Source organism: Methanolacinia petrolearia DSM 11571, assembly GCF_000147875.1.
Taxonomy (GTDB): domain Archaea; phylum Halobacteriota; class Methanomicrobia; order Methanomicrobiales; family Methanomicrobiaceae; genus Methanolacinia; species Methanolacinia petrolearia.
The window spans coordinates 2,094,676-2,112,623 of sequence record NC_014507.1 but is presented as its reverse complement, the minus strand read 5'-3'; the positions used below and the strand labels follow the sequence as shown (position 1 = coordinate 2,112,623).

Here is a 17,948-nt window from a genome sequence, read left to right as displayed (position 1 = left end):
GCAGCCTGTTCGATTACAGTCAGATGATCTCCCCCTTGTCAAGTCCTCTTGAAAAGGCCTTCTTCATCAGTTCAACTGCCCAGTCCCCAAACATATAAAGGGAAATGACACCGCCTACGAGGGTTACGAGGTTTTTCACGAGATGATCGATGATTGCGATCAAAACAGCAGTTACGGGTTCCACTCCGCCAAGCTGGAGCGTAATTGCCACTGCCGCCTCGTATGTTCCCATACCCCCAGGGGTGATTGGGACGGCCTTGACGAGGTTTCCGATAACTATTGCAAGAATTACAATTAAAATCGGTATCTGCTGCTGGAACATAAGTGCGATAATCCAGCAGATTATGCTGTCCGTTAGCCAGATAACAACTGAAACTACCCCTAAAACCAGGAGTGCGGTAATTGTTAGAGATGCCTTTTTGACATCGTCAAAAAGTTTCAGGCCCATTGATATATATTTGTTCTTCGATTCGATCTTCCCGCAGATGACAAGGAATACGATAAATCCCCCGCATGCAAGAAGGACTATCATCAGGACGGTTGAGAACCATTCGGGGACATTCAGAATAAAGGGTATTGTAACGACGCCGAGAATAGCGACCGTGGCAATGTCGAAGAATCTCTCGATAACGAGTGATGAAAGACCTTTGGAATAACTTGCGTTCACTTCATGCTTCAGGATAAAGAGGCGAACGAGATCCCCAAGCCGTGCAGGGATGATCAGGTTGGCTGTCTGGGAGACGTATATACAGGCCGTCGAGAGCATCAGGCTTATCTGGATCTCGAGTTTTTCAAGAATGTATTTGTATCTCCATCCCCGGATGAACCATGCACCGATACATATTGCTATTGCTGCAATCAGATATGAGGGAATCGCGTTTTGTATGGCGGTCAGAAGATTATCCCATACACTGTACAGCATGTAGCCGATAATCGCCACTGCAATTAATGATGGAATCAGAATTGCACTAAGCCTTTTTAACATTGATTTTCCACCAAAGCTTAAGAATACTGGTGCCCATAGAGAAGATGTCCTTGAACTTTACTGTCGTCTTGCTGCCGGTATTCCAGACTACCGGGAATTCGGCTACCTGGTACCCTGCTTTTTGTGCCCTGACAAGAATTTCTGTATCCCAGAACCAGTGGGTGGAGGAGATGTCGGGCAGTATCTTCATCAATATCTCTTTGTTGAACCCCTTGAATCCGCACTGGTGATCGTGCAGTCTGCTCCCGAGAAAGAGTCTTACAAGAAAATTGTATCCTCTGCTTGCAATCTCACGGTCTGTGGTCCTTTTTATATTGCTCCCTGGCATTAGTCTTGATCCCGTGGAGACCGCCGCCCCTTTTCTTATCTCATCAATTAACTGTGGGAGATATGCCATATCCGTGGCAAGATCTACATCATAATAGCAGAGAATTTTTCCTTTTGAGTATTCAAAAGCCCGGTTCAGGGCCCTGCCCCTTCCAAGCCTCTCGTCGCTGTGAAAGAGCCGGACACGCGGATTTTTCTTCTCCCACTCTTCGACAATCTCCCTGCTGCCGTCCGTACTCCCATCCTCTGCGACGATCAGTTCGAATGAATCTGTTATTTTTTCCAGAGCGCTGAGAGACTCAGGGATTGCTTTTTCAAGCGATATTCTGTCGTTGAAGACAGGTAATACGGCTGAAACTTCGATCTCACTCATCCGGAATAAGCCTCCGAGATCATACCTGCAACTTTTTTTCCTGCGGCGATGGATCCCTCCATACTTCTTTCAGGATAGTTGGCTTCCGAGAACATGCCTGCGTAATAGATCCCGTCGATGCAATACCCGGGGATCTTTGACCTGTATCCTGTCATATAAACCGGTCCTGCGTCCTCTTCTATGAATATCCTGTTCCAGAGAATTTCATCGTCTTTTAATGAAAATCTTGTTTTAAAGTCGGTAAGCATCTGTTCCTGAATTCCTTCCGGAGGTTTGCCTGAGAAATAGGAGGCAAGATATACTATATGTTCATCGTATCTTTCGTAAGGGACGAAGTTCGTATGGCCTATTACCGCTCCGTAAGGGGCTTTGTCTTTCATGTTGACCCAGTATAGTCCATTAAGGACATCTCTTTTCAGGCCCAGCGTCATACAGGCTGCTCCCTGGTAGATGAATTCCCCAATATTTGGACCACCCAACTGGCAGAATTTTTTTGGGTTTATGGTGTTGATTACAAGATCAAATTCTTTTCCGTTCACAAACCATCCATTTTCGCTTTTTGTTATTGCTTCTGCAGGAGTATTTGTATGAATAGTACACCCGGAATCCAGGATCTCCTTTTCCAGAGATTCTATGAGGGACTCAAATCCGTTTCTGAGGTATCCAAGTTTTTCGCCTCCGCTTTTCCTGTTGGATCTTATTGCGATCCTTGAGATCAGCCATGCGGCCGAAACTTTGTCGCTGTATTCACCCGATTTGCTCCTCAACAGGGGTTCAAAGAATGAATTATAGACCCCTTTTCCGCATTCTTTCTCTATAAAGTCTTTTGCGGTTACTTCGTCGAGCTTTTCAATATCGTATTCTCCTGCCCTGAGTGTAAGCATCCCAAGCCTGAATTTTTCATAAAATGTCATATATGGATATCTAATAATCTCAGGAATTGTGGTAAGGGGTTCGTTTTTGCCGTTTACATGATACCCTGTGCTTCCCTTCAGCCATTCCATTTCTTCCTTGAGACTGAGTTCTTCTATCAGGGAAATAAGCAGACTGTCACCCTCAAAAAAGTGGTGATAAAAATCCTCAACGTACCCGTTTTTTGTTTTTGAGGATGACAGACAGCCGCCTGTTCTTTCTCTTTTCTCAAATATTTCAATATTATATTTATATTTCAGGTAATATGCCGCTGAAAGGCCCGCAAGACCTGAACCGATGATGCAGATATTTATATTTTTCAATTATTATCATGAAAGTGTTGTTTTTTTTATTATTTATTGATGTGAGATTGTCTTTACAGCCTTAACAATATCTGGATTAATCAAATATTATTTACCGTAAGCGGTTTAATTAATACTCAATAAGTGGATGTAAAAATTGGGTTGATAAGAAAGTTTTTGAAGTAAAGGAGAAATACATTCTTATATCCTGAAGAAAAGGTACAATTGATCTTCACTCCACTGGATGGTGTATAATTACATGAGAGTCTTTTTCATTGGATTTGGACAGGCCGGCGGCAAAATAGTGGATATGTTTATAGACCAAGATAAAAAAGCGCCGGTTCGTAGTTTCAGAGGTATTGCAGTTAATACTGCAAGAACCGATCTTATGGGTCTCAAAAATATTGAATTGAGAGATCGCATTCTAATCGGGCAAACAGTTGTAAAGGGTCACGGTGTCGGTACAGACAACGTTACGGGAGCAAAGATTACTGCCGATGAGATAGACAGTATAATCAATACAATCGATTCACGTGGAACCCACGATATCGATGCATTTATTGTCGTAGCAGGATTAGGAGGAGGTACCGGTTCAGGTGGCTCTCCTGTCCTGTGTCGTCATCTTAAGAGAATATACCGTGAGCCTGTCTACGCTGTCGGTATACTCCCTGCTCCTGAAGAGGGGCGTCTCTACTCTTATAACGCAGCAAGAAGTCTGTCAACACTTGTTAATGAAGCGGATAATACTTTTATATTCGACAATAGTGCCTGGAAGAATGAGGGTGAGAGTGTCAAATCCGCTTATGAACGCCTGAATGATGAAATCGTCAGACGTTTCGGGGTACTTTTCCGCGCAGGAGAGGTCGGCAGAAGCGGAGTGGGGGAGATGGTCGTCGACTCCAGTGAGGTTATTAACACCCTTCGTGGCGGTGGCGTTAGCAGTGTAGGGTATGCTATAAGCGACAAAGTCACGCAGAGTGTAAAGCAGAAAAAAGGCCTCCTTGGTGGATTATCTGTCAAAAAGAAGGAGAATACTGAGGAAGTTCTTACAGGAGAAGACAAGTCGGCAAAGATTATCGGGCTTGTCAGGAGAGCTATGCTCGGACGACTTACGCTTCCATGCGATTATACTACTGCCGAGAGGGCTCTCGTCCTTATTGCAGGTCCTCCGGGCGAGATGGACAGGAAAGGGGTTGAAAAATCCAAGTCCTGGGTCGAAGAGAATATTGCAGGAGTTGAGGTTCGTGGCGGAGATTATCCGCTTGAAAGTTCGAAGGTTGCGGCAGTGGTCGTGCTCGCAACAATCGGAGATGCACCGAGAATTCGTGAACTTCTTGAAATTGCAAAAGAAACCAAGGAAGATGTGATAAAGTCAAAAGAAAGACGTGTAACAATGTTTGATGACGGAGAAGGAATTGATCCGTTGTTCGAATAATATAGTGAGGTAAGGATTAAAAATGAAAGTCAAATATATCTTTTTCTTAATTTTATTGTTCTCTCTTGTAATTGTCCAGTCAGCAAGCGCGGTGAACTATGAGGCACCTACGGTGAAAATCCTTCCCGACAAGAGTTCCTATACTCCTGGAGACGAAGTAACAATTACTGCAGATGTAAAGCTGACAGACAGTGGGGATTATACATTCCCTGATGAGGATACCTTAAAAACTTACACAGCACTTAAGGATCCTAAGTGGACATATGAAGTAAAGATAAACGGTCATGGCAACGAGATGGAGTCATCAAAGAATCCTCTGAGTATCAGCGGCTGGGAGCTTAATTACCCATCTGACAATACGATAGTTATCAGCTATACTCTAACTGCGACTATTCCGGATGTTACAAGTACTGGTGATGTGATTTTTTTCCAGATTATCCAGACAGATGAGGATGGAAATGAGTACACTTCCGGGGCTGCGGATCCTGTTAAGAGGACTGTGCTGAATCCTGATGATATCGATAAACTCCAGGATATCCTTGATGATGATCTTGCTGATTTTAATGATCAGATACAGTCCAAACTTAATGCAGGGGTAGATGTTTCTGCTGCACAGACAAAATACAATGAAGCAGCGGCTGATATAAAGGCCTCCAAAACAGCTTCATATGATGAAGCAAATGAACTCTTGACAGAGGCCCAGAGCCTTATTGATGAAGGAGAGGTTCTTTTGAATCAGGCATGGGCGCAGATGGCAATCGATGATGCCCAGGAAACACTTGACAGTGTAGATTTCTATCTTACAGATTTTAAGAACAACCGGAGCATGGGAAATGATGCAAGAGTTATAAATATTGAGACTAAAGTCGAATCTGCACAATCTTCCCTGAATTCAGCAAAAACGCTCTTCAATGATGCAAGCTACACCCAGGCTTACACCCTTGCCGAAACTGCAAATTCAAAAGCTTCGGAAGCACTAACATATGCAGAAGAGGTTTACGCAGAGGTTTCAAAAGGCTTCCTCCCTGATTTCGGATCCTTCACTTTCATCATTATTGGAATAGTAATCGTTGTTCTGGCTGTGGTAGGTTATCTCGTCTATACAAGAGCCACATCCTGGGATGAATTAGGATAATTTAATTTTTCAAATTAATCTTTTATTTTTCATTTTTCGATCAGCTTTGAAAATTGTGATATTCTGAATTCATTTGACGGATGTTAGTCTTCTGTATCTCTCTGCTCAGGGGATACCTGCGATGTGCCCAGATATCTCTTCAGGACTTGAATTCTTTGAAGGACTTTTATCACTAATTTAAGATTTAGGGAGGGGGAAATCATCCCTTCCTGCTCCAAAATGGATTTTTGTCGGTTTCAAAACTCTCAACAACCGGATTATGTTTCGGACAGTTAATCTCTCCCGACCGGAGGTCGGGCTATCGCAAGCGCAAAGTCCTGAGGTCAGGGCGTGTTCGCTGAGCCTGCGAAGCGAACTTGCGCAAGGGTTGCCACTTGGGGGAGTCTATCCAATTTAAGATTCAGGTAAAGATCTAAACATTACTATCAAGTCAGATACAAGGGAAGGGGACGATTCCCCCTCCCCTCCTCCTCCGTGAATGGTTTGTTGTCGGTTTCAAAACTCTCAACAACCGGGTTATGTTCCGATAGTTAATCTCTCCCGGCCGGAGGCCGGGCTATTTCAATTGCGTAGGTTGCTTAGCAATCCTGCGTCCGGGCTGCCCCGTTAGGGGCTTATGCCATTAAAAAATTCAGGAAGGCTCTTGATTAAAAAGAAGAGGAAAATTCCTTCCTGCTCTTAAAGTATGTTTATTTTAAATCGCAGGGTTCATGGAACTACTGACCGGATTCTACAAAGGAATCTGGGAAAAATTTTTTAGATCTTTGTATGGACATTAATTCAGCTGGTATAAGGAAATATATGTACGGCAGAGGCCTTGAACGAGACATGTATTGGATCCCCTCTCTCAATCTTCAGACGTGTGAGACTCTGCCTTGTTATTAATCCTGATAGCTGAATGTCTCCAAGATTCACTGAAATTCGTGACAATACACCATTCCATTTAATTTCGGATACGATTCCTGAAAAGACATTTCTGGCTGTTGAATCCAGTGCCTCTTTGGAGAATATAAGTTCTTCTCCTCTTATGGCAACGTAGACGTCGCCTTCCAGCGGTGTGACCGTATGTATAACAAGGGAACCTACGCGTATCTCTGCCTCGCCGTCGGCTCTCTGCATGGATTTTCCACGGAAGAGGTTCTCCATTCCGGTGAATTTTGCGACAAAATCTGTAGCAGGATCGTTGAATATTTCCTCGGGAGATCCTTCCTGGACGATCCTTCCCTCCTGTATAATTGCTATCCTGTCGCTAAGTTCAAGTGCATCGGCAAACGTATGAGTTACGATTATCGAGGGAATGTTTGTTTCCTTCATCCTGTGCCGGAGTTCTCTCCGCATTTCAGTCTGCATGAGGACGTCAACTGCCGCAAGCGGTTCGTCAAGCAGAAGGAGATCCGGGTCAAGTACAAGAGCTCTTGCAAGAGCGACCCTCTGTCTCTGACCTCCCGAAAGACTGCCTACATTGATATCCCTGAGATCCGAAAGGTGCATCGCTTCGATCTGGACGTTTACCCGCTCCTCGATCTCCGCTTTCTTCGTCTTCCGGCATCTCAGCCCGAAGGCTATGTTGTCATATACCGAATAATGGGGAAAGAGTGCATATGACTGGAACAGATGACCGATATTTCTTTCATCGGCCGGAATATTTATTCCTTCATCTGCAGAGAACAGTACCCTCTGGTTTAACGAAATAGTTCCGGAGTCTGGAATCAACAGTCCAGAGATCATATTCAGCAGAGTAGATTTTCCCGCACCGTTCTCTCCTATCAGAACAAGCGTTTCACCTTCTGATACTGAGAGGGAGATTTCCTGGGTAAAATCCCGAAGTTCCTTTTTAATATCGATCGAAAGCATCAGATCTCCCTCTTTGTCACGTACTTGACCGTCATTATCACCGCGAATGAGATGACAACCAGGATTATTGCCAGGCTTATTGCATCGTACATATTACTCTGCATGGTTGTATAGATTGCAAGGGGCATGGTCTGTGTTTTTCCCTGGTAATTCCCGGCAAACATTAAGGTGGCGCCGAACTCTCCGAGTGCACGTGCAAATGTCAGGATTGCGCCAGATACAAGGCCGGATGATGCTATGGGTATTGTGATCTTCATCAAAACCTGTAATCTGGATGCACCGAGAGTTTTTGCTGCATTTTCATAGATTGGATCTACCGCTTCAAAACTTGCTCTGGCCTGGCGTATGTAAAAAGGAGACGCCACAAACACCTGTGCCAGAATCACAGCGGCAGTGGTAAATGCCAGCTGTATCCCAAAAATATTTAGATAACTTCCAAGAACTCCTTTTCGCCCGAAAGCCATCAGGAGGGCAAGACCAGCAACAGCTGGCGGGAGTACTATAGGGAGATCTGTAAGCGTATCGATGATGGATCTTCCCCTGTATTTTACCCTTGAGTTTACGTAGGACAGGGGAGTACCCAGTGTGATTACAATTATGGTGCTGATGGTGGCTGTTATAAGTGAGAGGACCATTGCATCGACAACAACGGGTTCTGAAAGTGAACTGACAAATTCCTCAGGTGTGATTTTAAGGAAAAGCGAAGCTATCGGAAAAATCAGGATCAGCAGGAACAGCGCGATAAGAATAAAAAGGGCGAGGTTAAACCCCATTCCCTTTGTTTTCTCTTTAAATGATGCCAGTTTTTTACTGGTCTTCAGGAATTGGATCAAATCCATAGTCTTCAAGTATAGCACTGCCTTCTGTACCACGTACGAATTCTATGAAATCCTGAGCAGCGTCTTTATTCTCTGAACCGGCAAGAATGCCAAGTGGATATTTTGCAACTACATTGAATTCTTCGGGAATTTCCATAGTTATCAGCTGATCCTTATATTCCTGCAGAATATCTGATTTGTAAACAAATGCTGCGTCAGCTTCTCCAAGTGTCAGCTTGGGAACCACTGTGCTGACTGCGGTCTCTTCAGAGACTACATTTGCATATACGGCATCGACATACTCCGGTCCGTATTCATCGCTTGCGTTCATTTTCTCAAGCACCTGACGTGTGTATGATCCGAAAGGTACATCTGCAGTACCGATAACAATCTTAACTCCGTCGTTTGCAAGGTCGGCAAGTGTTGTAATGTTTGCCGGATTGTCAACAGGAACAATTACTGCCATTGAGTTTTCAAGGAACAACTGGACTGTATCATTGTCCATGTATCCCTCGTCTACGAGGGCATTCATGTGTTTTGTGTTCGCTGATACAAATACGTCCGGCTCCGCGCCCTGCTCTATCTGTGTACGGAGTGCCTGTGAACCGTCGAATACGTTCTCTACTGTAATGCCGTTTGATTGAGCATTGTAGTAATCTGCTATATCGGTGAAGGCACCAGTAAGCGATGCTGCAGTAAAGACAGTAAGGGTTACTGGTTCTGTTGTAGTTGTTGTAGCAGTAGTTTCTGAAGCGGTAGCAACGGCCGTAGCGGTTGGTGTGGCAGTTGCCTGGGAATCAGACGTCCCCGTACATCCCGCAAATAATATTGCTGATACTATCAGTAAAAGCGGGAGTAGAATTTTTAATTTTCCATTGGAATCCATCATAATCACCATGCATTAGCAAGTGTCAGTCAAATTTTATTCTTTATGCGATATAAATGAGTTGTATTCTTTCTCTAAGTAAATTAATTATTATTAACAATGGGTAATTTTTTTCTCATTGGGGTGATAAAAATGACGAATATTTAATATAAAAAGGTAATTTTGTAAAATTATTTTAGTCTCTCGTTGATTGCCCTTGCCACCTTCTTGGCTGATCCCATAGCCTCAATTACGGTTGCCGCACCGGTGGCGACGTCTCCTGCCGCGAAGACATTTTCGATCGAGGTCTGACCTGTCTCCTCATCGGCGATGACATTTCCTTTTCTGCCTCTCTCAAGATTGTCAACTAATGATATCAACAGGGGGTTGGGGCTCTGTCCTATAGCCTCTATTACAACATCGGCGTCGATCGTGAACAAGGCCCCCTCTCCGGTCATCGGGACTGGACAAGGCCGTCCGCTTGCATCCTCTTCGCGCATCTCCATCCTGACGCATTCGACACCTGCGACCGAATCCTCGCCAAGGACCCTGACAGGGTTTGCACAGCATACAAACTCAATTCCCTCCTCAATGGCGTTCTCGACCTCGGCCTCTCTGGCAGGCAGATCTTCTTTCCTGCGTCTGTATACGAGGATCACGTCGGCGCCCATTCTTTTTGCGACCCTGGCTGAATCCATCGCGACATTTCCTCCGCCGATGACGACGACCTTGTCTTTCTTCATTATAGGAGTGTCGTAATCAGGGAATGAATCGGCGTGCATCAGGTTTACCCTCGTCAGGAATTCGTTTGCCGAATAGACTCCGTTCAGGTTCTCACCTTCGATTCCCATGAATGAGGGAAGACCTGCGCCTGTTCCGAGGAAGACCGCATCGTATGCCAGCAGTTCGTCTACGGGAACGCTTCTTCCTACTATATGGTTGAGTTTCAGTTCTGCACCGAGCTCCAGCACCTTGTCGATCTCTGCCTTAACGATATCCTTTGGGAGCCTGAATGATGGGATTCCATACGTGAGAACTCCTCCGGCCTTGTGAAGCGACTCGAATATAGTTACCGAATGACCTTCCTTTGCGAGTTCTGCGGCGGCGGTAATCCCTGCAGGGCCGGAGCCGACTATCGCGACTCTCTTTCCTGTCTTCTCTTTGACCTCCGGGATCTGCACGCCGTTTTCCCTCTCCCAGTCGGCGACGAATCTTTCGAGGGCTCCGATCTTTACAGGTTTTCCTTTGTTCCCGAGAACACAGACACCCTCGCACTGGTTCTCCTGGGGGCAAACCCTTCCGCAGATTGCCGGAAGCATGTTGTCAGTTTTGAGGATCACGGCTGCCTTCCTGAAATCCTCCTTCGATATTGCCGAAATAAATCCCGGGATGTCGATATTTACAGGACATCCCTTTATACACTGGGGCCTGACGCAATCCATGCACCTGAGCGACTCCAGAATAGCATCCTGTTTTGAGAATCCGTGATCGACTTCATTGAAGTCTTTGATTCTCTCTTCGGCTTTTCTCTTGCTCATTTTAGTGGCCCCCGCATTCACATGTATGATCTTCGAATAGTTCTCTTGCCTTCAGTTCCTCTTCGGTATAGATTCTCTGTCTTGTCATGAGTTCGTTCCAGTCTACGGAGGCGGCCTCGAATTCCGGGCCGTCTACACATGCGAATTTCGTCTCGCCGTCTATGGTGACCCTGCATGAACCGCACATTCCGGTTCCGTCGACCATTATCGGGTTGAGGCTGACAAATGTCCTGACATTATAGGGAACGGTCGCAAGAGATGTGATCTTCATCATTATCGCAGGGCCGATGATCCAGACGCAGTCGACGACTCCCTCTTCGAGTTTCTTCTTCAGGATATCAACCGGGAATCCGTGATAACCAAAACTGCCGTCGTCTGTGCAGACAACGAGTTCGTCGCAGTGTGATGCGAGTTCGTCCTTAAGAAGGAGAAGGCTTTTGTTCCTCGCGCCGATGATACCGGTGACTTCATTGCCTGATTCCTTCAGTGCCTTTGCAAGAATCGGGAGACATGCTATGCCTACGCCTCCACCTATAACGACGCATCTTCCCCAGTCCTTTATCTCGCTGGGGTGACCCAAGGGGCCGGCGACATCTTCGATGAAGTCTCCTTCCCCGAGAGTCGAGAGGAACATCGTCGTCTTCCCGACCTTCATGAATACTATCCTGACAAGGTCGCCGTCGACACCCGAGACCGTTAAGGGAATCCTCTCTCCTTTATCGTTGATGCGGATAACAAGGAACTGTCCGGCCCGTGCATTTTTTGCGACATGCGGGGCGTTAATCCAGAATTCAAAAATATTTTCGGCAATCATTTCTGCCTTTTCGATTTTATAAGCCAATAGAGTCACTCCGGTAACAAAAATTTGTGATTATAATTTATCATTAGATCTTCTTTACTTTACGCACTTTGACCGCTACGCCTCTCTTAGATCCTATCATCTCTTCGGAACCCATCGAGGCTCTTCCTGTTGCGATTGCCTTTGATCCTTTCACAAAGACTTCGTCGCCGGGTCTGATTTCAGGGTCGCATCCGATGACTCCGGGCGCAAGTATGTCTCCCTGGGGGACGAAGTCGTCGATCGAGACGGTATAACGGCCGGCCAGGTGCTCCCAGCCTTCAAATGTCGGCCGGTATAAACCTGTTTCATTTTCTATGCTGAATAGCTGCGTCTTCTTCTTCAGGACTTTCCTGTTGCCGAAGCGGCCCTTGATTATCATTCCGGATGTATCTACATCAACGCCGAACTGCCACGAGAGCATGCCCCTGATGTAGTTATGGCTCTTCCTTGGAAGACCGGCCATTGCCTGTTCAAGATTTCGTATCGAATCATGGGATGTAGGACTGTTTCCGGTAGCCGTGAATATCGGTTCGATGCCTGCTCTTTCAAGGGCGTCCTTTGCAATTATCGCGGCATCCCCGTCAAGGTGAACAAATACCTGTTCGTACCTGTTCTTTGTGAAATAATCCTCGACGACCTTACCGATTATATTCCTCTCCTCCATGTCCCAGTAGCCGGTGACAGGAACATCGTAATGTCCTGCAGGATATACACCCTCAAGTTCGCGGGGAACTAGTGCAAGGGGTGATGTCAGGATGATCTCGTGGGCGCGATCGCGGATTGCACCCATGTACTTCCTGTGGCTCTGTGATGATGAGTACGGTTTTCTCGCCGAGCAGGGGAGTATTACCGCCGCGTCCGTTCTTGAAGGAATGTATCTCGATACGACTCTCTGCATGAACCTTTTGATCTCCGGGCGGTTGATAGAGTCGCCGGAATTCGTGTAGAGCCTGATCGGTCTTGCGACCGGAGTGCTGCTTTCTGCAAACTTATGTTCGCGGTCGAAGAACCGGAGGATGGATACGAGGTTGGGGGCGTTCAGCGACTGCTTCTCCAGGTATTCCCTGATGGTTCCTTCTTTTATCCTGAGTATTACCTTTGCGATCTCCGATTCGAGTGCGATCCTGTTATGGAGCTTCAGGTCTCCTTTGAGGCACCCTTCGCACCCGCATGTTCCGCCGTTCAGGTATTCGTCAGCTGGATATTCTCCGTCAGGGTTGCAGAATATTCCCTGCGAGGTCTTCAGGTCCACGGCAATATAGTCGAAGAGATCGAATCCCGACGCGATCAGTGTGGCGACATTCGAGGGAAGTGCGGAGGCGGGAGCATACCACATCGTATCGGGCGGATGCCGGGTCTTCATATCGAGGATCCATTTCACGTAGTTCCTCGGGTCGGTGATCACCGTATGCCAGTTGGGAACCATCACGGCCGCACCTGATCCTGCTTTCAGGCTTTCGGGCGATGCAGGATGCGATATGAAAAATTCCCCCTGCTGTTCGAGGAATCTTCCGCAGAATTCTCCGTCTGCATATAGCGGTATGTTGGAATAAGCCATCGTTCCGAGGGATGGGAAGGTCTCTATAGTATCTATAACACAGGGAGTGTTGAGTGTGAGTTCCCCTTCTGAAAAAACACCGGTCCGTGCAGGCCCTTCGCGTTTAGTTACTTCAAACATAACTGAACCTGCCCTTCTCTTTTAGTTCCGCGAGTTCATCGTCGATGACGTGCCTGAACTCTTCGCCGCCGAAGATTGTGAACTTGGTATTGGGGTTGGATTCGACCAGGACCTTCAGTCCCCTGCAACCTGACCTGAACATGTCTTCATCGGTCTCAGGCATCTCACTCTGCCCTACCGGGAAGGTCTCCTTTAGTTCCGGGGGGTAAGGGCCGAACGGCGGCTTGAAAAGGAGCACTTCCCCTGCATCCTCCTGCCCGGTCTTCTTTCCGTCTTTTCCGTCGATCAGTATGAGGGCCTTATCGCCGGTATCGATACGTGACAGGTTCCTGTGGTACGCCGTGACCTCGGTCCTCATGTAGCTCTCTTTTCCCCTGTAGAAGAAACGTCTTTTGGTGATCCTGTCGGACTTCTCCAATTGATCTTTATATTTGAGGAGTTCGAGGTAGCCGTCGTAGAGTCTCGGGTGGTTCCTGCATCTCTCGTCGACAAGCTCCCAGAGGGTTCCTTCGAGTATCGCCTGCCTGATCCTTGCAATCTCGGCAAGTGTGACGTGCATGTTGTGAAGGGCGAGCAGTCTCTCTTTGTCTTCGGACTTTTTCAACTCCTCTGCCGTATGGGTCCGGCAGACTTCACAGGCACAGGGGAGTTCGTTCAGCTCCGCCAGCTTATAGCTGCCCTGCGGCGTCATGTACCTGTCTTCGCGGGCGTAGAGTGCATATGCCGCCGAATCGAAGACATCGCATCCCATTGCTGCCGCAAGAGCGAACATCGAAGGGTGTCCCGCCCCGAAGAGATGGACACATGCGGAAGGGGACATAGTCGATTTTGCGGCCATTACTACCTTCACAAGATCTTTGTACCTGTATGACTCCATGAGCGGGACAACGGCGCCGATCGGGCAGAAGATGTTGTTCAGTTCCGAGACCTCGTGTCCTGCCCTCTTCCTGAGATCGGTGTGGATTCCGCCCTGCACCGGGGCCGCGAGATGCCCGTCGTCTATTATCTGGAGGGCCTCTCTTATTCTCTGCATCGTAATGTTGAGCTCATCTTCGGCCTCTTCGTGTGTCCTGTCCGGGGGAGATGCGATATCCATCGGGACAATGATCTCGCTGCCGATTGCCCTCTGGAATGCGACTGTCTCGGAGTTCGAGAAATCGACATCGCCGTAGACGGACTGCTGGAAGGCTCCCGAGTCGGTCATGATTACGCCGCTGAACCCGAGCACCGAATGAAGACCCTCGTTCAATGCCCTCTCCCTGAACTCGCTGCTCTTGCTGAAGATGTAGGCGTTGGTGATGAGTGCCTCTACTCCCATCTTTTCGAGTTCTGACGGAGTGATTATCTGTATATGCGGGTTTATTACGGGAAGAAGGAGGGGCGTCTTTATGGTTTTATCCCCTACCCTGAGCTTTCCCAGCCTGCCCATTATGTCTTTCTGGGTGATTTCAAAATTGATTGCCATCGGTTACTCTTTTATTTTTTTTATCCCGTGATTGTCTGTACCTGGAAAGTCGTTATCTCAGTATTATATATGTGCAATACAACGCCCGGTCACTTATCCGGCAACAGTTCCATAGTCCACATATATATGCTCCGGATTATTATAAGTGAGATGGAGCTTGAACCGGTGTCGGCCACTGGTCATTTCTTCGATCACTTATTTTCCGTGAATATCTGTCCCTGGAATGTCATGATCTCCACATCGCCCGATCTCCACATTCCTGTGGGGAGTCCGGCTTTCATGCATACATGATCAAGGAACTCGACGGGGTCCATATTGTATTCCGTTGCAACCTGGGGAAGAAGCAGGCCGCTCCTGCCGAATCCTTTTATAATCAACCCGTCTCTTTCGATCACGATATTTTCCGGCCTCTCCTCCGGAAGGCATTCGAGCCTTTCCGGGTTTGTAAGAATCGTGACCTCCAGCCGGATCTCGTCAAGCTCCTCCGGGCTTACAGGCGGGAATCTCGGGTCGGATGTTGAGGCAGAGATCGCGGCTTCTACGATTCCTTCCTTTAACGGGTACATGGGATAGGGCAGTCCTATACATCCCCTGAGTTCGCCTCTTTCTGTGATAGTTACGAAGACTCCTCTCTTTTCATCGAATACTGGGGACAGTTCTTCGCATTCAAGATCCCCCCTCCTGATCTGCTTTTCGATCGTCTTCCTTGCAAGGCAGAGTGCGATCATTCCTTCTTTTTCCGACAGCAGTTCCATAATCTAATATATACTCGCCTTTAAATTATAAGTGAGAGGGAGAGGACAGCTGACGGCGGCATCAAGTTGCCGCTGAGGAAAGTCCCCACTCCGGCCGGAGACCCGGCTGCATGCAAATGCAGGCGGCGAGAGTCGCGGCGCTGGCACAGAAACGACACGGCCCCTGGTTTAACCTGTGATGGAGCGGATCTCCTGAGGTGCTATCGGACCAGGGGAAGCGATGGAACGGCGAATCCCCGGGGGAGCAAGCCAAACAGGAACATAACGGCATTTCCGGGCCGGTTCCGGGTATGGCGCAAAGCTGAATGTTGTCGGAACAAAATGGGGCTTATTACTCCCACTCATTTTACTGTTTTAAATAAGAGAATCTACAATAGTTTCTCATGCATATACCCACGCCCGGAGAGATTAGGGACAAAAGGGTGAAACTCGGGCTGACCCAGACCGATGTTGCAAAGCGATCGAGGCTCAGCCAGTCGATGGTCGCACGTATTGAAGCGGGAACCGTAGACCCGAGAGTGAGCACGCTACAGAAGATAGTCGGGGTCCTGCTGGATGCCGAGAGGTCCATGATAACCGCGGGGGATCTCATGCACCAGCCTGTAATATGCATAAACTCCGAGAAGACTCTTGCCTCGACGATAGAGATAATGGAGAAACACGGGATATCCCAGATACCGGTAATTGATGAAGGCGTCCCTGTTGGATGTATATCCGAGTCAGCGATAATCAACGCGATGGAGGAGGGAAAGATCAACAAAACAAAGGATCATCTCGTATCCGATTTCATGGAAGAGGGTTTTCCGACAGTCCCGCCTTCAACCGATATCGAGACTATAGTACATATGCTCCACAACAGTCATGCGATTTTAGTTCTTGAAAAAGGGAAGGTCAGCGGTGTAATAACCAAGCATGACCTTATGTCGATGATTGTCTGAATATTATTTGATATTTTTTGGCTCTTCGTTAATCTTTTTGGATATAAAAACAAGTTTCGCTACTTTTGGCAACCCCCCGCCGCGGGCCGCACGGCAGGCTCGCGGATCGGCCCCGACCTCGGGGCCTCTCTATGATGATAGACCGTTCAGGGGATAGACGAGTATTCCCCGAGCGGCGAGGTGCGGTAAGATCACAACGTGTGTTTTGTATGCAAAAAACCAAAAAAAACAGCCCGGGGACCTTCACCGGTCCCCCGGGCGTGCCGTGAGAAGATTATCTTAAGGCAAGGCCCCTGGGCAGTGGCCGTCCGGCGGCCTGGCCGCCAGTGCCGGGGTTGCCAGGGTAAGGTATAGTAAGGTATGTAAGCAATATGACAGTGCCATGTATGTGTATCCGAATGTATGTGAAGAAAAGAAAATGCGAAGGATTTGCTGGCTCCTAACTTATGTGAGGATGTGTGGGATCTCGAAATTATTTACCCACATGAAACAGCGAAGAGCCATATTTTTTTAGATCTTTGAGACAAGGTCTCTCAGGACCACTGCGGGGTCTTCGGCCTTAACGACCCCCGATGCGAGCAGTACCCCGTCCGAGCCGAGTTCGACAGCTCTTTTGACACACGAGCCCGAACTGATTCCCGCACCTGCAAGGACTTTGACATCTTTGTTGACTGATTTTACCGCATTTACCGAATTTTCGATTATTTCCGGGTCTGCCGTTGCAACCGAAATCCCGCTGCCGATGAGTTCCGGCGGTTCGATAGCCACGTAGTCGGGAGAGAGTGCCGCCGCCGCTCCGCTCGTCGCTGTGTTGTTTGTACAGACTACGGTCTTCAGATTTGCTCTTTTTGCTGCGTCCACAGCCGCGGAGATATCCGCAAGAGTCAGTCTTCTCTCCGAGTGGTTGATAAGCGTGCCCGTAGCTCCCGCCGCTCTTACTGCCTCGGCAAGGATATGCCCCGTGTGTGCGCCAGGCGAGATTCCGTCTATATGCTGGGCGAAGACAGGCAGGCGGTAATGGTTTGACATCGGGTGTATATCCATGAATCCGGGACAGATTACGATTTCAATGCCGCTTTCTTCCGCTACGGTCTCGGCTGCCTCGGCAATGTCATGAGCCCTGAAACCGTAACTCTCGTTGTAGGTCTTGAAGTTTATCATTATAACGGGCTTTTCTTCAGGCATTTAACGTAACTCCGGTTATTTTCCTTTTTTAATCTTCATAACGTCGCCGAGGGTGGGTTCGATTCCTCCCTTCGGGCCTGTTTTGAGACTGATATCGGACGATTCCGTCAGTTTTATTGAGAGTGCCTCTTCGATCTTTTTTCGGACCGAATCTTCGGGGATCATTCCCTTTTCAATCTTTTTTATCAGGCCTTCCTTCTCCTTGATCTGCATGGCGAGTTCCTTCTGGCTGAGCCCCTTACTCATCCTCGCATCACGTATGATATCACTGAAATCCTCGTTGATCTCGCCGTCGATCATGTCAAAAACATCCCTGGATTTCTTTTTTTGCGGCGAAACCGATCGGAATCCCGGTTTTGCAGATACCATTCCTGACGAACCCTTTTTGATTGCATCCATCCCGGGGCGCTGAATTTCTGTTCCCAGTTTGGCGCAATTGCTACATACCCACATCTTTGCGCCCCCTATTTGAACCAGTATTGGCTTTCCACGGATTATACATCCGCAAACCTCACATTCAGACATATTAATCGCAAACATCT

16 protein-coding genes and 1 other RNA gene are annotated in these 17,948 nt (G+C 47.6%); 4 read left to right on the top strand and 13 right to left on the bottom strand.

Annotated elements, in window-relative coordinates; translation table 11 throughout:
* Nucleotides 1–19: 19 nt before the first annotated feature.
* The 3 genes from MPET_RS10600 to MPET_RS10590 are packed head-to-tail and all read right to left on the bottom strand — an operon-like array spanning nucleotide 20 to nucleotide 2,920.
* On the bottom strand, nucleotides 20–985 hold the full coding sequence (locus tag MPET_RS10600; RefSeq protein WP_013330027.1) for a lysylphosphatidylglycerol synthase transmembrane domain-containing protein: 966 nt from the start codon (nucleotides 983–985) through the stop codon (nucleotides 20–22).
* On the bottom strand, nucleotides 969–1,685 hold the full coding sequence (locus MPET_RS10595; protein WP_013330026.1) for a dolichyl-phosphate beta-glucosyltransferase: 717 nt from the start codon (nucleotides 1,683–1,685) through the stop codon (nucleotides 969–971). Before MPET_RS10595 ends, MPET_RS10600 begins: the two co-directional genes overlap by 17 nt.
* The gene (locus MPET_RS10590; protein ID WP_013330025.1) at nucleotides 1,682–2,920 is read right to left on the bottom strand and encodes an NAD(P)/FAD-dependent oxidoreductase; all 1,239 of its coding nucleotides are present in this window, start codon (nucleotides 2,918–2,920) and stop codon (nucleotides 1,682–1,684) included. The genes MPET_RS10595 and MPET_RS10590 overlap by 4 nt, the downstream gene beginning before the upstream one ends.
* 238 nt (nucleotides 2,921–3,158) lie before the next feature.
* Here MPET_RS10590 and MPET_RS10585 point away from each other — a divergent pair, with 238 nt between their 5' ends.
* Nucleotides 3,159–4,334, top strand: a complete 1,176-nt coding sequence (locus MPET_RS10585; protein ID WP_048131107.1) for a tubulin/FtsZ family protein — start codon at nucleotides 3,159–3,161, stop codon at nucleotides 4,332–4,334.
* A 22-nt stretch (nucleotides 4,335–4,356) separates the two neighbouring features.
* Entirely contained in the window at nucleotides 4,357–5,469 is a 1,113-nt protein-coding gene (locus tag MPET_RS10580) for a hypothetical protein (RefSeq protein WP_013330023.1), read from the top strand.
* A 780-nt stretch (nucleotides 5,470–6,249) separates the two neighbouring features.
* Here the strand turns inward: MPET_RS10580 and MPET_RS14875 are convergent.
* From MPET_RS14875 to MPET_RS10540, 8 genes are all read right to left on the bottom strand, one after another.
* Nucleotides 6,250–7,323: an ABC transporter ATP-binding protein gene (locus MPET_RS14875; RefSeq protein WP_013330022.1), complete on the bottom strand. Its 1,074-nt coding sequence runs from the start codon at nucleotides 7,321–7,323 to the stop codon at nucleotides 6,250–6,252.
* The gene (locus MPET_RS10570; RefSeq protein WP_013330021.1) at nucleotides 7,323–8,162 is read right to left on the bottom strand and encodes an ABC transporter permease; all 840 of its coding nucleotides are present in this window, start codon (nucleotides 8,160–8,162) and stop codon (nucleotides 7,323–7,325) included. The genes MPET_RS14875 and MPET_RS10570 overlap by 1 nt, the downstream gene beginning before the upstream one ends.
* Nucleotides 8,131–9,030, bottom strand: coding sequence for a molybdate ABC transporter substrate-binding protein (gene modA, locus MPET_RS10565; RefSeq protein WP_225353814.1), 900 nt, complete (start codon nucleotides 9,028–9,030; stop codon nucleotides 8,131–8,133). Before modA ends, MPET_RS10570 begins: the two co-directional genes overlap by 32 nt.
* A 167-nt stretch (nucleotides 9,031–9,197) precedes the next feature.
* Nucleotides 9,198–10,544, bottom strand: coding sequence for an NADPH-dependent glutamate synthase (gltA, locus tag MPET_RS10560; protein WP_013330019.1), 1,347 nt, complete (start codon nucleotides 10,542–10,544; stop codon nucleotides 9,198–9,200).
* Nucleotide 10,545: 1 nt separating this feature from the next.
* Entirely contained in the window at nucleotides 10,546–11,385 is an 840-nt protein-coding gene (locus MPET_RS10555) for a sulfide/dihydroorotate dehydrogenase-like FAD/NAD-binding protein (RefSeq protein ID WP_013330018.1), read from the bottom strand.
* A 43-nt stretch (nucleotides 11,386–11,428) separates the two neighbouring features.
* Complete coding sequence (arcS, locus tag MPET_RS10550) at nucleotides 11,429–13,063, bottom strand: archaeosine synthase subunit alpha (protein ID WP_013330017.1); 1,635 nt, start codon at nucleotides 13,061–13,063, stop codon at nucleotides 11,429–11,431.
* The gene (gene tgtA / locus MPET_RS10545) at nucleotides 13,056–14,528 is read right to left on the bottom strand and encodes a tRNA guanosine(15) transglycosylase TgtA (protein WP_013330016.1); all 1,473 of its coding nucleotides are present in this window, start codon (nucleotides 14,526–14,528) and stop codon (nucleotides 13,056–13,058) included. The genes arcS and tgtA overlap by 8 nt, the downstream gene beginning before the upstream one ends.
* Before the next feature lie 191 nt (nucleotides 14,529–14,719).
* On the bottom strand, nucleotides 14,720–15,283 hold the full coding sequence (locus MPET_RS10540; protein ID WP_013330015.1) for a TIGR00296 family protein: 564 nt from the start codon (nucleotides 15,281–15,283) through the stop codon (nucleotides 14,720–14,722).
* 33 nt (nucleotides 15,284–15,316) lie between these two features.
* Here MPET_RS10540 and rnpB point away from each other — a divergent pair.
* Both rnpB and MPET_RS10535 read left to right on the top strand, forming a co-directional pair.
* An RNA gene (rnpB, locus tag MPET_RS14755) (RNase P RNA component) lies at nucleotides 15,317–15,626 on the top strand.
* A 40-nt stretch (nucleotides 15,627–15,666) separates the two neighbouring features.
* Entirely contained in the window at nucleotides 15,667–16,221 is a 555-nt protein-coding gene (locus MPET_RS10535; RefSeq protein WP_013330014.1) for a CBS domain-containing protein, read from the top strand.
* Between the two features lie 510 nt (nucleotides 16,222–16,731).
* Here the strand turns inward: MPET_RS10535 and tpiA are convergent.
* Both tpiA and MPET_RS10525 read right to left on the bottom strand, forming a co-directional pair.
* Complete coding sequence (gene tpiA, locus MPET_RS10530; protein ID WP_013330013.1) at nucleotides 16,732–17,406, bottom strand: triose-phosphate isomerase; 675 nt, start codon at nucleotides 17,404–17,406, stop codon at nucleotides 16,732–16,734.
* A 15-nt stretch (nucleotides 17,407–17,421) separates the two neighbouring features.
* Nucleotides 17,422–17,931: a multiprotein bridging factor aMBF1 gene (locus MPET_RS10525; protein ID WP_013330012.1), complete on the bottom strand. Its 510-nt coding sequence runs from the start codon at nucleotides 17,929–17,931 to the stop codon at nucleotides 17,422–17,424.
* Nucleotides 17,932–17,948 lie beyond the last annotated feature (17 nt).

What these genes read in the sequence shown, in the direction of transcription:
- MPET_RS10600 (WP_013330027.1), bottom strand. Translation starts at nt 985, where the DNA reads ATGTTAAAAAGGCTTAGTGCAATTCTGATTCCATCATTAATTGCAGTG.
- MPET_RS10595 (WP_013330026.1), bottom strand. Translation starts at nt 1,685, where the DNA reads ATGAGTGAGATCGAAGTTTCAGCCGTATTACCTGTCTTCAACGACAGA.
- MPET_RS10585 (WP_048131107.1), top strand. Translation starts at nt 3,159, where the DNA reads ATGAGAGTCTTTTTCATTGGATTTGGACAGGCCGGCGGCAAAATAGTG.
- MPET_RS10580 (WP_013330023.1), top strand. Translation starts at nt 4,357, where the DNA reads ATGAAAGTCAAATATATCTTTTTCTTAATTTTATTGTTCTCTCTTGTA.
- MPET_RS14875 (WP_013330022.1), bottom strand. Translation starts at nt 7,323, where the DNA reads ATGCTTTCGATCGATATTAAAAAGGAACTTCGGGATTTTACCCAGGAA.
- MPET_RS10570 (WP_013330021.1), bottom strand. Translation starts at nt 8,162, where the DNA reads ATGGATTTGATCCAATTCCTGAAGACCAGTAAAAAACTGGCATCATTT.
- modA (WP_225353814.1), bottom strand. Translation starts at nt 9,030, where the DNA reads ATGATGGATTCCAATGGAAAATTAAAAATTCTACTCCCGCTTTTACTG.
- gltA (WP_013330019.1), bottom strand. Translation starts at nt 10,544, where the DNA reads ATGAGCAAGAGAAAAGCCGAAGAGAGAATCAAAGACTTCAATGAAGTC.
- arcS (WP_013330017.1), bottom strand. Translation starts at nt 13,063, where the DNA reads ATGTTTGAAGTAACTAAACGCGAAGGGCCTGCACGGACCGGTGTTTTT.
- tgtA (WP_013330016.1), bottom strand. Translation starts at nt 14,528, where the DNA reads ATGGCAATCAATTTTGAAATCACCCAGAAAGACATAATGGGCAGGCTG.
- MPET_RS10540 (WP_013330015.1), bottom strand. Translation starts at nt 15,283, where the DNA reads ATGGAACTGCTGTCGGAAAAAGAAGGAATGATCGCACTCTGCCTTGCA.
- MPET_RS10535 (WP_013330014.1), top strand. Translation starts at nt 15,667, where the DNA reads ATGCATATACCCACGCCCGGAGAGATTAGGGACAAAAGGGTGAAACTC.
- tpiA (WP_013330013.1), bottom strand. Translation starts at nt 17,406, where the DNA reads ATGCCTGAAGAAAAGCCCGTTATAATGATAAACTTCAAGACCTACAAC.
- MPET_RS10525 (WP_013330012.1), bottom strand. Translation starts at nt 17,931, where the DNA reads ATGTCTGAATGTGAGGTTTGCGGATGTATAATCCGTGGAAAGCCAATA.